General features: G+C 60.8%; 15 protein-coding genes and 1 pseudogene. 11 read left to right on the top strand and 5 right to left on the bottom strand.

Features of this window, described 5'->3' with window-relative positions:
• The first annotated feature begins 25 nt into the window (after positions 1 to 25).
• From AC4CWF_RS00180 to AC4CWF_RS00170, 3 genes are all read left to right on the top strand, one after another.
• Positions 26 to 2,830, top strand: a complete 2,805-nt coding sequence (locus AC4CWF_RS00180) for a DUF3987 domain-containing protein (RefSeq protein WP_491283143.1) — start codon at positions 26 to 28, stop codon at positions 2,828 to 2,830.
• Positions 2,831 to 3,149: 319 nt separating this feature from the next.
• Positions 3,150 to 3,728: a hypothetical protein gene (locus AC4CWF_RS00175; protein WP_491283142.1), complete on the top strand. Its 579-nt coding sequence runs from the start codon at positions 3,150 to 3,152 to the stop codon at positions 3,726 to 3,728.
• A 16-nt stretch (positions 3,729 to 3,744) separates the two neighbouring features.
• Positions 3,745 to 4,029 carry a hypothetical protein gene (locus tag AC4CWF_RS00170; protein ID WP_491283141.1) on the top strand — a complete coding sequence of 95 codons (285 nt, stop codon included), beginning with the start codon at positions 3,745 to 3,747 and terminating at the stop codon, positions 4,027 to 4,029.
• Positions 4,030 to 4,039: 10 nt separating this feature from the next.
• Here AC4CWF_RS00170 and AC4CWF_RS00165 read toward each other — a convergent pair whose 3' ends face one another.
• From AC4CWF_RS00165 to AC4CWF_RS00150, 4 genes are all read right to left on the bottom strand, one after another.
• Entirely contained in the window at positions 4,040 to 4,294 is a 255-nt protein-coding gene (locus AC4CWF_RS00165; RefSeq protein WP_491283140.1) for a hypothetical protein, read from the bottom strand.
• The gene (locus AC4CWF_RS00160) at positions 4,291 to 4,566 is read right to left on the bottom strand and encodes a helix-turn-helix domain-containing protein (protein ID WP_491285503.1); all 276 of its coding nucleotides are present in this window, start codon (positions 4,564 to 4,566) and stop codon (positions 4,291 to 4,293) included. Before AC4CWF_RS00160 ends, AC4CWF_RS00165 begins: the two co-directional genes overlap by 4 nt.
• A 109-nt stretch (positions 4,567 to 4,675) precedes the next feature.
• Complete coding sequence (locus tag AC4CWF_RS00155; protein ID WP_491283139.1) at positions 4,676 to 5,317, bottom strand: recombinase family protein; 642 nt, start codon at positions 5,315 to 5,317, stop codon at positions 4,676 to 4,678.
• A gap of 9 nt (positions 5,318 to 5,326) precedes the next feature.
• The gene (locus AC4CWF_RS00150; protein ID WP_491283138.1) at positions 5,327 to 5,524 is read right to left on the bottom strand and encodes a hypothetical protein; all 198 of its coding nucleotides are present in this window, start codon (positions 5,522 to 5,524) and stop codon (positions 5,327 to 5,329) included.
• A 696-nt stretch (positions 5,525 to 6,220) separates the two neighbouring features.
• Between AC4CWF_RS00150 and AC4CWF_RS00145 the strand changes: the two genes are divergently transcribed.
• From AC4CWF_RS00145 to AC4CWF_RS00110, 8 genes are all read left to right on the top strand, one after another.
• On the top strand, positions 6,221 to 6,778 hold the full coding sequence (locus AC4CWF_RS00145; RefSeq protein WP_491283137.1) for a hypothetical protein: 558 nt from the start codon (positions 6,221 to 6,223) through the stop codon (positions 6,776 to 6,778).
• Positions 6,771 to 7,898 (top strand): carbohydrate-binding protein, encoded by a 1,128-nt coding sequence (locus AC4CWF_RS00140; protein WP_491283136.1) that lies wholly within the window; start codon positions 6,771 to 6,773, stop codon positions 7,896 to 7,898. The genes AC4CWF_RS00145 and AC4CWF_RS00140 overlap by 8 nt, the downstream gene beginning before the upstream one ends.
• A gap of 2 nt (positions 7,899 to 7,900) precedes the next feature.
• Complete coding sequence (locus tag AC4CWF_RS00135) at positions 7,901 to 8,137, top strand: hypothetical protein (RefSeq protein WP_491283135.1); 237 nt, start codon at positions 7,901 to 7,903, stop codon at positions 8,135 to 8,137.
• Between the two features lie 483 nt (positions 8,138 to 8,620).
• Positions 8,621 to 11,614, top strand: a complete 2,994-nt coding sequence (locus tag AC4CWF_RS00130; protein ID WP_491283134.1) for a hypothetical protein — start codon at positions 8,621 to 8,623, stop codon at positions 11,612 to 11,614.
• Between the two features lie 57 nt (positions 11,615 to 11,671).
• Positions 11,672 to 12,670, top strand: a complete 999-nt coding sequence (locus AC4CWF_RS00125) for a DUF4376 domain-containing protein (RefSeq protein WP_491283133.1) — start codon at positions 11,672 to 11,674, stop codon at positions 12,668 to 12,670.
• A 105-nt stretch (positions 12,671 to 12,775) separates the two neighbouring features.
• Positions 12,776 to 13,171, top strand: coding sequence for a hypothetical protein (locus AC4CWF_RS00120; RefSeq protein ID WP_491283132.1), 396 nt, complete (start codon positions 12,776 to 12,778; stop codon positions 13,169 to 13,171).
• Positions 13,172 to 13,189: 18 nt separating this feature from the next.
• Entirely contained in the window at positions 13,190 to 13,696 is a 507-nt protein-coding gene (locus AC4CWF_RS00115) for an ImmA/IrrE family metallo-endopeptidase (RefSeq protein ID WP_491283131.1), read from the top strand.
• A 20-nt stretch (positions 13,697 to 13,716) separates the two neighbouring features.
• Positions 13,717 to 14,799 (top strand): beta family protein, encoded by a 1,083-nt coding sequence (locus AC4CWF_RS00110; protein WP_491283130.1) that lies wholly within the window; start codon positions 13,717 to 13,719, stop codon positions 14,797 to 14,799.
• Between the two features lie 18 nt (positions 14,800 to 14,817).
• Here the strand turns inward: AC4CWF_RS00110 and AC4CWF_RS00105 are convergent.
• Positions 14,818 to 15,530, bottom strand: a pseudogene (locus AC4CWF_RS00105) (SOS response-associated peptidase family protein).
• Positions 15,531 to 15,726: the final 196 nt, after the last annotated feature.

Raw genomic sequence — 15,726 nt, 5'->3', positions numbered from 1 at the left:
CAGCCGGCCCGAAAGGAACTTCTTAATGCAAACAAATGCTAGCGCAAAACAGCTAAAAACGCAAGGTTTGAGCTTTGCGGAGCGGGTTAAGGAACGCACCGGCTCCCCTTATGTAGGCCAATCGCGCGCAGCCAAAGAAGCCATTCCGCAGCCCGCGATAGCCGCCGTTGCGGCGACAGAACCCGCCGCTGACAAGCCCCAGATGAAGAACCGGCCTTTCGTTGCCGACGCCGACCAACTGCGCCGTTTCGTCCAGGGTGTGTTCCGGAACTGTACTGATGGGAACGGCAAGCCCCTTACAGCGCGTTTGGTGCTGCGTGCTTTCACGCACCGCAACGATAAGTGTGTGCTGAGCGAGGAACTGGCGTTCGGATCCGGCGTGGTTTCCGCTGCCGTGGACGCCGCCTCCAGGGTCGCAAGCCGTTCTGCTGACAGTGCCGCAGTGTTTGCCCCGCCTCCTTGCCTTTTTAACCCTTCCGCCGAGAAATCGAGGCAAGCCGATATTCTGGCGGCGCCAGTGATTGCTGTCGATCTCGACACCGCAGACCCCGACGAGGCCCGACGCAAGATCGAGGAGCTCCTGGGGCCGGCAACGATCGTGATCGCCTCTGGCGGGGTCTGGACCGGCCTGGATGGGCGAACGAAGGACAAGCTGCACCTTTATTGGCGGCTATCGCGTCCCGCTCGTGGGGCGGATGAGATCTGGCTCCTGAACTACGTGCGAAAAGCCGCGGCGGAGCTCGCCGGCGGCGACGCATCAGCGGCGTCTCCGGCCCATCCGATGCGCTGGCCTGGTAGCTGGCACACAAAGGGCGAGCCGCGCCTGTGCCAGATCATAGGCGGCGACGACAGTCAGGAAATTGACCTGGCTGAGGCCGCGCGTCTTCTGAAGGTCGACGAGAGGGGAGCCGGAAAGAAAGGCGGCCGTGAAGCTGGAGCTCATTTCTTCACGAAAGAGGCGTTGACCGAGGCACAGTTGCTCGACGTCGTTGAGAAACTTCCGAACTCCGATCTCTCATGGGAGGACTGGAACAAGCGGGTGATGGCCTTCTATGACGCCAGCCACGACAGCAACGAGGGCATGGAAGCTGCCCGGCAGTGGAGCGCCAAATCAGACAAGCATGACGACACCGCTTTCGACAACCGCTGGGAGCACATAGGCGCTCACCCGCCGGATCGGCTCAATGCGAAGTCTCTGGCTCGTTTCGTTCAAGAAAGCCAAGCCGGCACCGAGGGCGATATCTACTTCATACCGTCGGCGCGGCCTGCCGTGATCACGGCGGAAGAGAGGGCGGAGCTTGCGGAGCTATTGGCGCCGAGCGAGCGGCCGGTCAAATTCTCGTCGGTCGAACCGGCTGACATCTTTGGCGACGAACCTCCAATGAAGCTGAAGAGCCCGCCGGAGGGCTGCCTTCCCGACATGCTGGCGCGATGGGTCCGCAGCGAGGCGCGGCGCAAGGGAGCCTCCGAAGCCTTCACGGCAGCTGCGGCACTGACCACCATCGGCAGCGCGATCGGCAATTCCCTCACGATCCAGGTCCGGGCCAAGGACGCCGACTTCGCAGAACCTGCCTCCCTGTGGTGCGTCCTGCTGGCGGATCCGGGCAGCGCGAAATCGCCCGTCATATCGGCCGCGCTGAAGCCGCTCAGGGAGATCGACAGCGAATGGCTGGCTGTCGATCGACCGCGACACGCGGCATGGGCGACGGCCGCGAAGGTGGCCAGTCGGAAGAACCTGCCGCCCCCACCGGAGCCGAGACTGAGGCGGGCCGCAGTCGACGACATCACCGCCGAAGCGCAGATCAAGATCCATGAAGCCAATCCGCGCGGCATCATGCGTTCGACTGACGAGTTTACAGGCATCACGGAAAGCCTCGGCGCCTATAAGCGATCCGGCGGCGGTGATCGGAGTATGATGCTTCGCCTGTTCGACGGGGAGAGCGTCACCGTAGACCGTGTATCATCGGGCAACCTCCACGCTAAAAAAGCGCTCATGGGCATTCTTGCCGGCAGCCAGCCGGACAAGATCAAGACGCTCGTGCAGAGCATGCAGGTCGACGGCCTGCTGCAGCGCTTTCTGTTCATCGTGGATGAGGGCGAGAAGCCGGAGCCCTTGGACGAAGAGGCGGACGCAGAGGCGGCGCGCGATTACAGGGCGTTGATCCGTTATCTGGTCAGCGCGGAATACCTATTCCCCGAGCCGATCAAGATCAGCCCGGAAGGACGTCTGCTGTTCCAGGACTTCATCGATCTTACGCGGAAGATGCGCAACACCCCCGGCATGAACGGTGCCTGGATCGGCCACCTGGGGAAGTGGGAGAAGATAGCCGCTCGGTTCGTTCTGACCTTCCACGCGATCGAGCAATTCGAACTCTTGGGCGCCGTCGACCCCGGTATTGCCGTCGGGCGCGAGACGGTCGAGAGGGCAACGACCTTTTGCCGCTTCGCTCTCCGTCACCAGTTCGCATTTTACTCCCGGTTCTTCGCACCAGACGAAAGACATGACGATGCGGTTGGCGTTGCCGGCTTCCTTCTGACGCGCCCGGGGATCACCAGGGTCAAGCGGCGGGACATCTACCACGCCCGGGCCAGCCTTAAAGGCAGGGACAATCTACGCAAGCTGCTGGACGTCGCCGGTTCGCTTGTGGACGCGGGATGGCTCGCTGTCTCTGAGCGCGAGGCGGAAGGCCCGGTCGAGTGGGCGGTCAACCCGCTCATCCATGAACGCTTCGCGGCTCGCGCCGAGCTCGAGCAGACGACCAGAGAAAGGAAGCGGGAGTTGATAGCAGAAGCGGCTAAAGCGCGCCGGGCGCTGGAGGCAAGCGTATGAGAAGAGTTTGCCTTCCCTCTTGGGGTAATTGGGGCTTGCGCGCACGTGGTATATTTACCAAACGCCTCTCTCTCTTATCTATAATCTCTATCCCCCACCTATTCCCTGTTCTGATACCACGTACGCGCAAGCCCCAACTACCCCAAGCCTTCCGCGTCGCGGCCGGAGGGGTGGAACAGGGGAAGGCGAACGCTACGGCGAGGACGTCGGACATCTTGTCCGGGAGTTTGATCGCGCATTGCCGGATTAGCCGGGCATACCGCGCGCCGCTCGCGTCGATACCTCAAAGCGGCTTTCCTCCGGATAAGGCGGTGAGATCGTGGTGAAGCGCAGGCGAGCGAAAACGCCCCCGACGCTCTGGCAACAGTCTGCACAGTTCCGCCAGATTGGCAGCGACGCGATCTCTGCTTGGAACAGGAACGAGCGGCCGAAGCTGCCGAAATGCACGGCGGTCGCAAAGGTCAGCGGAGAGCAGTGTCGTCAGCCGGCGATGAAGAACGGGAAATGCCGCTTTCACGGCGGCAAGACGCCCGCCGGCACCGAATGGCATCGGCCGCAGTGGCCTGATCGATCGTCGGCAAAGCTCGAAGAAAAGCTGGACCAGAAGCTGCGGGATCAAAGCAAGGCCGCCAAGAAACGCGCCGCCCGGTTGGCAAAGATGTCGCCCGAAGCACGCGAACGGCATGAACTCTGGCAGCGCACCCACAAGCCCGGCTCATCGACGGCCAGGCAGCGTGCGCAGCGAGAGCGTAGAGATCACGCCGCCTTTGCTGCCTCACTGGCGCAAAGCCCCCCTCCGCCCACAAATGAAGCTAAACACCTTTTAGATCAAATCGAGAGGTTGGAAGCGTTGCGCGATCAGCTGGCTTCCGAACCGGCAGAAACGATTTTTGACTGACGTCGAGGACAAAGACATGAAAGACATTGCAACCACGCAGCGCAATTTGCTGCTGCGGATCCATACAGAAGGCGTCGAGGCGGCTTATGAAGCCGCACTCGCCGTCTGCAAAAACAAGGATGCGCCGGCGCCCGCCCGGGCAACTGCCAGCGCCACGCTCTTTCGCGTCGCAGGCTATTTCGAGCGCAAAGAGACCGGCGCCAGCAAGCAGCCGCACGAAATGACTGCGGAAGAGATCCAGGAGGCGATAGCGGGCTTGCAGTCCCGCTTCGATGAGCGTGACGACGGGATTTTCGGTTGATCCGCGACGCTTATCTGCGCCGCAGTAGGATCTGAATTCGAGCCCATTTTTTCGCTTGCTCGCGCGCCGGTGGCAGCTTCAAGAGCTGATCCAGATCCGAAGCAGTCTGGCAGCGTCTCTTCAGTTCCGCGACGTCCTTCCTGTCATAGAGAAGCGGTGAGTAGGGCAGATATGGGATCATTCCCGCCAGCCGCAGCGTCTCTAGTTTCCGTAGCGTGATCCCCAAGACGGAAGCCGCCTCCGGAGCTGTCAGCAGCTCGATCATTTCGCCCGTGGCTTTCTCCGCGCGGGCTTGAGCAACTGCTTCAACGCCCAGGCCTGAGCATCTTTAGGCGTGGGCGTTTCATCGTCTCGGACACTAAGCTTGCGGCTCGAGGCGCTTCCACGGACCTTGGCGCTCTCCAGATAGGACAGCAAATCAGCCTCATCGATGAGAACCGGCCGTCCAGGTTGATAGGGAAGCTTCCCTGACAACCGCAACCGCTTGACCTTCTCCGTCGAGCACCGCAGGACTTGGGCTACCTCGCGTTCCAGCATGAGTTTCACTCTCGCCTCCTGCCAGCTATGACGCCACCGGTTGACGCTGTCTGTCAACGCGACTGTTGTCGGCCGCCGTTGGCCGACAAGCTCTAGTATATCGCCGCGGTTACAGCCCCCAGGCGCGCAGGGCTTCGTCGGCCCCGGCTTGGTCTGCTCGAATCCGCAGCACCGTCTGCCGCGTCAGCCCCGTGATCTTCGCGATATCAGACGCGCCGGAATTGGCCGCCAGCATTTCAAGCACGGCTTGAAGTTCTGCGCGCGTGTACGAAGGCTTGCGGCCCTTGTAGACCCGCGCGCGATCCTGCAACTTTGCGTGCTCGATCCCGGCGCGCTGGGCTTCCTTCATGGCCTCGGCTTGCGCTTGCGCCATCGCTGCCATGAAACCGATTAGAGCGTCGCGCACCGCCATCTGCATTGGCTCGCGAGTGGATCCGTCGAAGCTCATTCCATTGATGATCGTCTTGATCACCACGCCGCGTCGCATGAATTCTCGCACATTGTCGGTCACATCCGCATAGTTGCGCCCCAGGCGGTCAACCCACCGCACCAGGAGCGTGTCACCGGATCGCAGCATGTCGAACAACCGGCGGCCTTGTGGTCGCTCTCTGAGCGCGGTGGAGACGCCGGAGACGCCTTCATCGGTCACGACTTCATCGACAACGAACCCGGCTTGCCGGGCTTGCGTGAGTTGATGGGCAGCGGTTTGATCGATCGTCGAAACGCGCGCGTAAAGGACTGTCTTGCTCATTTCGGCTCCTCAGTGAACGGAATAGGCGGATAGTGCGGCCTGGCAGCGGGCGCGTAGCGCCGGCCAATCGGAATGCATTTCCATCGCGCGCAGCTCCTCCATCGCAAGGTAGGCGGTCCGACGGTCGTGCGTATCCATAGCGTGGCGCAACTCGCATTGCACTTCCGTGAAGATGCGAAACTCGGTAGAGCGGATATCGATTTGCATGCTCATCTCCATGTGTACGTTTGGGCTATGTCCGAACTACATCATGTACGTTGATGATAGTCAAGCCCGTACGTACACATAAATGAACTGCTTTTGGCTGGCCGCTTTGGTGTGCCCGTACGGACATTTGAGCAAGGATCTGGCACCCGCCACCCGCCCCCCGGTACCAGTCCGCCGCGCGAGCCGCCGGCGTCGGCCCCGGTCGCGATAAAAATGCAGTTTGCTGGAACTTTAGGCTCTTGACCGGACAGCCGCCATGTCTGGAAGAGCACCCCATAGAGAACCGCCTGCGCCGTCTGTGACGGCCAGCTTCGGCTCATTACCTCGCAGTTCAGATCAGGATAGGCGAGCGGCCCCTCGGAACGGGATCACGTTGCTTTCGCTACCGGTAGCGGCGTCTTCGCAACGGTTCTGCAGCGGCAACCCCACTCGACGGGCTGCCTGGTCGAGCAGTGCTTGAATATCATGCGGAAGCGTCAGACGTGCGATGCTTGTCATGTCGATGGTTTCCCCGTCGGTGGATAACGAGGATACGCCAGCAAAACCCAAGGCGCCAGAGGATTGATCGGAGCAAGAAGCGCCCCGCCCTCGATCGCCCTGCAAAACGGGAAAAACACATGAAAAAGGTGGCTACTTTCCCGGCTTCGGTCCCCGCATTCTACGACGATACAAGAGGCAAACGATCGGACGCAATGCATGATCGCAGACAAGGATTACGACGGCCTGCTGCCCGATGGCTGGCTGGAAGAGCAAGCCCGGGCTGAAGAAGAACGGCAACGCCTGATCTCGCACCACATCTGCGTCGACCACACGGTCTATCTGTTCGGCGACGCGGCAAACGGCGACGCGAATGCTCTGTCCTTTGCGATCTCCACAGTTCAGCGGCATGCACTTGCGAAGAAGGAACTCCGGCTATCGGTAAACGACCGCGACCGGCTGCTTGATTTAACAATGCAGGCTCGCGGCGCTATCTTGTCACTGATCCAGGACAGACACGGAGATGCCCGCCTCCCCTTTGCGGCCTCGGCTCTCGACGCCGTCTGCGCGCTGGTTGTGATGTGGGCCGAAGAGGAGCCGTGGAACAATCGCCCAAGGGATCTTTGCAGCGACGTTCAGAAGCGCGCTCGATGGCTTCGGAACGAGATGCACAACATCGCCGTAGAAAACCAATACCGCCAACACAAATCCCATCGCGCCCTTCAGATCGTCAGCGACCTGCAGGCGGATGCCGTGAGGAATTGCCGCCATGGTTAACCCGACAAAGTTCACGCCCGGTTATTCCTACACGAACTGGCAGGCCAGCAACCCGACGCTGCCGTTGCCGGCCAACCGGGTCGACCAGGACATGGCAAACATCGCCACGTCCATCGACCAGACGATCGAGGCGCTGAAGAACGTTCGGCGCTCCGACGGCAAGCTCCCAAACGGCATCGTCACGATCGACAGCCTTTCCGCGGGCTTGACGACGGGTTTCTCGCTTCGAGGGAACTGGACCAGCGGGGCTGCATACGTCGTCGCGGACACCGTCGTTTACTCCGGGGCGTTTTACCGCTGCAATGTCGCGAATACCGCGTCATCCGGGAATCGTCCGGACGTCAGCCCGACGACGTGGGGCTATCTGTTTTCCGCGTCCGACGTGTCCGGGGCTATGAACTCTGCCACGTATGATCCAACGGCGCGCGTCACAGACGTGTTTGACCGAGCAAATCACTATGGCACCGTCACGCCATCCGACGGCACCGTGACGACGGCCAAAATAGCAGACGCTGCCGTTGGCGAGAACCAACTCGCTGACGCGGGAGTTACAGGGGCCAAGCTAGCGGTCGGTTCCGTAGTCACGGCTAAAATCGCTGCTGCGGCAGTTACGTTGGAGAAAATGGCAGCCGACGTAATAGCGGCCATCGCGGGAAAAGTTGCCAAAGCCGGCGACACCATGACCGGGAACCTCAAAATTCTAAAGACGACGCCAGTATTGACGCTCGAGCAATCCGGGCTTGTGTCGTGGACGGTTCAAGCCGGAATTGACACACGATTGCGCATTCTTATCGCTGGAGCTTCCACGGAGCAGTTCTACGTTGACGCTGATGGAGACATTGGAACGTCTTTGATTGGAAGCCTAGCCGATGCGCTCGCCGCCAAGCTTTCAACGTCTGCGCTTATGAGCACGATTGCAGGGCAAGGGCTTGCCGCGCAGGGGACGCCAATTTTCGCTCGCAATACTGCCGGGGCAACCGCGCCCGGCGCTCTCGTTGCCGGCACCAGCCTGGTTTACGCCAGTAGCGCGAACCAGGGGGCCGCCGTGAACACAGGAACTTGGCGCTGCTGCGGCACCACGGGCGGGGCAGGTGAAGCAACTTCGTGGGTGAGGACTTAACGATGACGATCAATGTCTCTGCGATACAGTATCGGAATGCCAAGTGGGCGCACGCCGATAACAGTGCGATCTACGTGGAGCTTCTTATGGAAGCCTCGGTGAACCCCGCGTGGGCCTATCTTGAAGGCCAATGGGTTCCGTTCGGGGCGAGCCCTGAAGACCCCGAGGAATACGGCCGGCTGATTTTCGCTCGCCTTGTTGAAGAGGGCCTTGTCGCCCCCTACACACCCCCGGAATAGACCCGTCAATCCTTTCTATAGCGCCAGCCGCTTGCCGTCAGAGGCAAGCCTTCCGCCCATGCCGGCAGTTCGCAGATCAGGCGCTCGAACTCGCCGACGTCGAGGAATTCGGGCGCCAAGTCTTCGCCTATGTCGCTCACTAAATGGGCGTCGAGTAAAACCACTCACGATACAATTGGCCGCAAAAGGAGCATCAGGATGCCTCGCACGATCGAATTCCAGGGCCGGCGTATCGAAGTTCCGGACGCTGCCACAGATGAGCAGATCGCTCAAATGTTGAGCCCGGCGGCTCAGCCTTCGGCGGCCACTCCCGTCCCCGGTGCAGGAACTTGGGAAAAGTATAGGCAGCAGCCTGCTCAGGGGCCGAGGAGTAAATACACGGCTACAACGATGGCCGCCGCTGCACCAACTCGCGTCGCCGCTCCTGACGGCTCCATTGTTGAGTTCCCTGCCGGCACGCCACTAGCCGAGATGGAGCGGGCGATGCAGCAGACCTTCGGTGGACCGACCTCCAACGTCGATGCCGTATCAGAAGCAGCGCCCATCAAGTCAGCCGACTCGGCGTCGGCGGTACCAAGTGCGCAAACACGCGAGCCGCCTTACGGTGGCCCGGCCTCGACTGATTGGAGCGCCTTCCCCTTGGCGCCGCCGGCAACCGGTAGCGAGTGGGATCAGTTCCCCAAGGTCAACCCCGCTCCAGAAGCAGCCCCCGCCAAGCCAACCGACCCGGAGCAGGGTTGGATGGAGGCGATCTTCGGTGTAGCGGACCAAGGCGTGCGCGGCGTCGTCGAGGGCGTGACGAACCTGGTGGGGCTGCCAAGAGCAGTAGGCGATCTTCAGGCTGCCGGTATGGATTGGGCGCTGGACAAGGCCGGCGCGCCGGAGTGGGTGCGTGACGCCGCTGGCGCTGCCGTTCTGCCGCGCTACCTGCCCGGCGCAGAGCAGATGCAGGGCGCCGTCGACAGCGCGAACAACATGACCGCCGACACGCTTGGCGTCGATCGTCCGCGCGCAGCACCTGAGAACCTGGCCGAGCGGACGACCAACCGGATCATGGAAGAAGTGGGCGCGATGGCCGTACCGGTGGCCGGTGCCGTCAACAAGGCGACGAGAGTAGGTGTCGAAGGCGCAAGGCGGATGCCTGGCGTCGTCGGGCGGTATGTCGAAAGCGCTGCCGTCAATCCGGCACGCTTCGTTGGCAACGAGGTTACTGTCGCGACTGGCGCCGGCATGGGCGCCGCCGCCGCGAACGAGATAGCCCCCGATAGTCCCGGATGGGATCTCGTCGGGGCAATCATGGGCGCAGGCGCGGTCGGCGCAGGTACCTCTCTCGCGCGGGGTGTCCGCGACGTCGGTGCGGCTGCACTCGGCGACCCCGCATTCGCATCGAAAGTAGTTCGCGACAACGTTGCCGACACCATCATCCAGAATTCGGACGTTCTTGGTCGGCAGGTCGATCCGTCCGATCTGCGCAAGCCGCTCGATACGCGGGAACTGGTCGATATGATCATGCAGCCGGCAGCCGCAGAGAGCGTCGTGCCGGGCTTCAAGGCATCGACTGCCGATCGCACCGGCGATGCCGGCCTTGCTATCCTGGAAAATTCCCGTGCGCGCACCGTACCTGGCGCATTTCGCTCGCGCTCCGATGCAAACGCACTTGCTGTTGAAAATGCCGTCACGTCGATGCGGCCGGACGCATCGCCCGGGTCGGCCTATGAGGCCATTGCCGCGGAGCGTGATCGTCGCATCCTGGATGCGATCATGGGGCGCGATGCGGCCGAGGAAGCAGCAGAGACGGCCGCTCGCAATCTCACTCCGCAGACCACGCCCGCCCAGCGGGGCAGCGTCGTTCGCGAAAGCTTGACAGCAGCACGCGACGCTGCGCGTGAGCGGACCGCTCAGGCCTATGAGACAGCCGGCGTTGGTGGCAAGCAGGTTGATCCTGCGCCACTGACAGCAGCGCTCGATCGCTCTATTGCATCCCTTGATCCAGTTGAACGGACGTTGATCCCGCAGTCCGTGGTCGATAGCGTAGCCAACTTGGGGCGGGTGGCCGACGACGCTCCTGTGTCGACGGGCATTCTCGACGCCGGCGGCAACCCGATCACTCGCGCGGCCCCGGGACCAGATCCGATGCAGCTGCAGACGGCCGCAAACCTCAAGACCGAGCTTCAGCGGCTGCGCGCGGCGGCTCTGTCCGATCCGCGAGCAGAGAAAGGCGGACGCAACGCGGCTCGTGTCCTAGGCCAGATGGTCGACACTGTGGACGGCTTCATCACGGGCAACCTGGATGAGACGGAACAGGCTGCCCTCACCACCGCCCGCGGCGCAAAGTTCGACGAAGCGGAGCGCTTCACCCGTCAAGGAGATCCCGTCAGCCGTGCGCTGGCCGAGTACGACGGCGGCCGGCCAAAGGTTGGCGATGACCGCGTCGCTGGCCTTTTCGTCAGCCCCCAGGCGATGGACAACCTTTTCGCACAGGCGGCAACACCGGAAATTCGCCGCGCGATCCGCGATGAAGTGCTATCGCGTGGCGATACGTCGAGCGCTGAACGGATCAACCGCTTCATGGCTGACTACAGCGAACAGATCGATCGCTTCACGGGGTTGCGCGACGAACTCAACCAGGCCGCCAAGGCGCGTGTTGCTGCCGCAGAAGCCGGATCCCGCCAGTCGGCACTGGAGCGCGATCTGGGGACGGCCACAGCACCCGGGCGCGGCGCAGTTGGCCGCTTCCTGCAGTACAGCCCAGCCAACTCCCGCAAGGCGATCCGCGAAGTGATCGCTTCGAAGGATCCGGGCAAGGCGGCCGATGAACTGGTTACCTTCGCAGGTAACGACCAGCAGGCGATTGACGGACTGCGGGCGGCGTTCTGGGATGACCTGGACGCGTCGAGCCGATCGACGAACGCAGCCGCAGAAACGACCAGCGGGATCATGCCGTTCGTCCCGAAGAAGATGATCGCCTATTTGGAAGATCCGAAAAACGCTGCAGTCGCAGAACGTCTGTATCGCGACAACCCGGAGCACCTGGCCAACATCCGCGAACTGGCGGAAGCGCTGCGCGGCGTGAACTCTGGCGCTAGGATCGGCAACGCCGTGAACCCATCGGGCACAGCGCTGATGGGCCGCGGCCAGACACCGGTCACCCTGGCTGAAGTCGGATCGAAGGCCTACCAGGCTCAGATCGGCCGCGCCTCTTGGGCCTACATCGGCACCTATCTGGCCGGCAAGATCGCCCGTGGGGTGGTCGGCAAGCAGCGTGCCAAGGCGTTCGAGCTCCTGCTCGACCGGACGCTTCTCGAGCCGGATGTAGCGAAGACGCTCCTGATGGAGAACAACCCGGCCAACCGTGCCGCCCTCGCCCGCCGCACAAAGGGCTGGATGGGCAACGAAGCAGCCACAGTTCTCGACATGCTGAACGAGGGTGATGAAGACGAGACGATGGACGCAATCTTTCGCGAACCACCGAAGTAGTTGCAGCGATGAGCAGCATCACCTCGAGAGCCGCAATTTCAGGCAGAGGACATGGCCGTGGCTGATCCGCAGAAATTCACCCGGGGCTACTCCGACCCCGGCACCCCGTCCGTTTCTCCGGCCACGAAGCTCGACCAGGATTTTGCCGGCATCGAAACATCGGCCGAAACGATCGTTGAAGCGATCAAGGATATCAGGCGTTCGGACGGCAAGCTTAAGAACGGCATTGTCACGGTCGACAGCCTAGCGCCCGCAGTGCAAGCCCTGCTCGCCGCCAGCACCCATCTCTCGACCGTCGCTCTGAACATCGACGACATCATTACCGTTGCCGGGCTGGCCACAGATATTCCGCCTTTGGCGTCGCGCGTGCTGCCGCTGGGCGGTACCCTCAGCCAAGTCCCGATCAAGCAGTCGTCAGCCCCCGGAGACAGCGCTTGGGGCTTCCTGCCGGGCGGCGGTGATATGCTCCGGGCAGTTTACGATCCGCAGGAAATCGACGGCGATGCGTTCGCACGTGAGAACCACACCGGAGAGCAAGCGATCTCAACCGTCACCGGACTGCAGTCCGCGCTCGACGGCCTAGAGGTGACGATAGACGGCGGCTTCGCGATCCGGACCCCGCGCCCTTGCGAGCACCATGTCTGGGAGAGCAGCGAGTGGGTGGACAGGACGCCGACACCGGAGCCGCGTCCGATCACGGGAGCAGCCGTTGACGCTGAGCACGATCGTTGCGCTGTCGGGGGCAAGGTCTTCGATGTGCCTGACTATAGCGCCGTTCCGCAGGAAGGGTCGCTGCGTACCCAAACGGTGCTGCTCGCTCTCAAGGACACCGCCTGCGATCTTCAGGAGGCAGGCGTCACGGCGCCGGTCCTATTCCTCACCGGCCGGGACAACGGGGATCACAATCTGACGGCAGACCAAGTCGTCGACCTGGTAAACGCTGGCAAGGCACTCATGCAGGCTCTGCACGAAGCAAAGCGTGCGCTGAAAGCCATCGACCCAATCCCGACCGACTACGCCGGCCAGCTACTGGCCGTGAATGATAACATCCGGTAAAGGCAACTTCACGCAGAGGTAACGATACGTGACTGACCTGATCTACTTGCGTTAGTCGCTACAAATTGAACAAAATGATCTGTCCGCGGGGGCGACGAGATGCGTATGTTTTTTGAGATCCTGAAAATTGCGGTGGGCGTCTTTATAGGCGCTGTCGCAGTGGCAATTTTCGATATTAATTTCCATGTTACTGGTGGGCGATACGTGGCTCAGCCCGCCCAGTTGGAATATGCTGATTTAGCCTCGATCAACCTTACTGTGGCAACAGTCGTGCTGGGCGGCGTTGCACTGATTGTAGCAGTCGCAGCCGTATTCGGTTTTCAGGTGATCAGGCATGAGGCCGTGACGAATGCAGAGGCTCGCGTCAAAGACGACCTTCCGGCTTTGGTGGACAAAGAGCTTCGCAAAATGGAGAAAGACGGCCGGCTGAAGAATGCGCTGGAACGTGTGATCTATTCAGGCGGTTCAGAAGATGCTGATGGCGATCTGTCGCAGCAGTAATAGAAGAGGTAAACCACCATGACATCCTCATCGAGAGAGTGGCAAAAACTCAGAGACGAAGATCGGAAAGTTCTGGAACGACATCTGGGCTCCGTTCCAGTCAAGTTAGGGGCGATCGCGAAAGACCTCGGCATCGAAGTGGTGCTTTCCTCGCTACCGTTAAGCATATCCGGCGAGATTTCCAAGTTGGACGGCCGATATCAGATCAAGATCAACCGACACGAGAGCAAGCAGCGCCAGAGGTTCACCCTCGCGCATGAGATTGCGCATTTCTTGCTACACCGCGATGTTATTGACGGGATGGGAGGAAAGCTGACGGACAACGTGCTCTATCGATCCGGTGCGCCGGAGCATATCGAATACGAGGCCAATCGGCTGGCGGCACAGATCGTAATGCCAGAAAATGCTCTACAGAGCGCATTCAGGCAATATGGCGGTGAAAATCTCAGTGAGACAACTGTTGAGTTACTTGCGGAGCAATTCGGAGTATCTAAAGCTGCTATGGAGATTCGAATGGCAGCGTGAACAGCGGATTGCGACGGGCGATGGCAGTAGACATCGAAAACCTAAACTACGTTCCGACTCTCTCAATTCGTGCGAGCGAAATGAACGGTTTGGAGCGGTTACCAGCCGCAACGAAGGACAGGCTGCAGCCGACGTTCCTCCTCGCTCCGTGGCCGAACGCGCTGGACCTGATGAAGGCCATGGACCGGGTGATCAAGGCCTTTCCTACGCGCCCATTCTTTCTTGACATCGACAAAGACTACCAGATCACCAATTTTGAGGTTCAAGCTCAACAGCAATGGCTAGAATTACAAGATCCGACGGATGGTTACGCAAACTGGATCGGGTTCGTTGAGGGCGTCCCTAGCGCCAGTCCGTGCCTACAAGTTGCAGGATGCAGCCGTGCGCAGATTGTCAACCAGATAGCCGCGTTCCAAGAAATGGAGCGCACATTCGCATTCCGAATTGATCTCAGGCGGTTCCCGCCAAACATCGCGGACGTGATGTCAGCCATCAACGAAGTTGGATCTGCCGATTACGCGATCATGCTAGACGCAGGCTGGCTTGCGGATACTCAGCCAGCGCGCTTACGGATCGCGAACACGATCACGACGCAGCTAAATGAGATTGGGGCCCAGATCCCGATCGTCGTTTCATACACAACAATCCCGAAGGATTTTGCTGACATTGAAGGGACTGAGCTCGCAGTTTTCGACAATCGTGAGTTCCTGACAGAACTTCGCCAGTTAACCAATCGCCAGAGGATCATTTACGGCGATTGGGGAAGTACGCGCCCGCGTGAGCAAGGAATTGCAAGCCGTCCTAAGCCCCGCATTGATCTTGCGTTAAGAAATGGGTGGCTTTCTGCACGAAATCGCCCCGACGATTGGGACTATGATGACGCGGCCTCTGAAATTTTGAACAGCGCGGAATGGCAACAGGTCAACGGTGCTGGCGTTTGGGGCGAGTTCATGATCAGGCAAACCGTAATCAACCCTGCTCTCGGCATTAATTCGCCTCAGAAAAACGTGGCGTCGAGGGTCAACCTGCACCTCCACATGCAGGCTTTTTACGACTTGGGTAACATCAACGGCATCAATCTTGATGAACCATGGGAGGACTGATCTCCGTCGGCGGGAGCTCTATTGCGGCCTCAGCCGCAAGAGCACCAGTTGATCATCCGGAAGCGGCCTTTGCAGTGCCTTCGCCTCGGTCCATGGTGCGGTCAGCCACGTGTCGATATCTTCCTGACGCTCGAGGATCGCAGGCATAACTTTCGGGTGAGTGGGGCCGACAATCCGGTTTGGTTCAGTAGTCAGAAAACCGAACAGATCGTCTCCCGTCAGGCGTCCTTAACCTTCCGCACGCTCTCCCACTGCGCGACCCAGATCCCCGCGGAGAACGTCAATGGCTCAGGCTCGTCGCCGGCAAACCAAGCGTTCGGCGTGGCGCCGCCTTCCGGCTTGGAGGCGGGATCCGGCTCAGCGAACCGAGTGATCGGCACGAGGTAGCGGTTCAACCCCGAGCCAGCGCCTCCAGTGAGAACTGGCCGTGTTGCGAATGTTCGTCGTGCCGCGATCCGGCTCGTGCTTCAACAGATGGTCGAAATCGACCGGCTTGCCCTTTTCCCGAAGCTTACCGGCGCGCTTGGAGGCGGCGTCAAAGAGTGCCTTCTGCGATGTAGGCATGCCCCAGCGAACCACCACTGCTTTGCGCTCGCATTGTTGCGTACGGTCGGCGCCATCTGGTCGGGGTAGACCTTCAGTGACCGCTCGAGATTGCCTAGACGGTCGATCGCCTTGGTAAGCGCCTGAATTGCTTCCTGATTGGTCGTGATGTTGTAGAGGTCGCACATGAAAAAGCCTCTTGAAGGAGGCCGATGTTGGTGCGCGAAAGGTCCATTTGCAACCCTTGCTCTCCAGGGGGTTCTCGATCGCCTGCCCTTGGCCACTGCGTCCTGACCTTCCTTGTCTCCGCCCACCGCGGAATAAATCGGCACATCGATGGGAACACGCTTGGTAAACCGTCCAGAGGAACGGGCATAACTGTTA

Source organism: Neorhizobium sp. PAMB6630, assembly GCF_058242775.1.
This window is presented reverse-complemented; position numbering and strand designations above follow the sequence as displayed.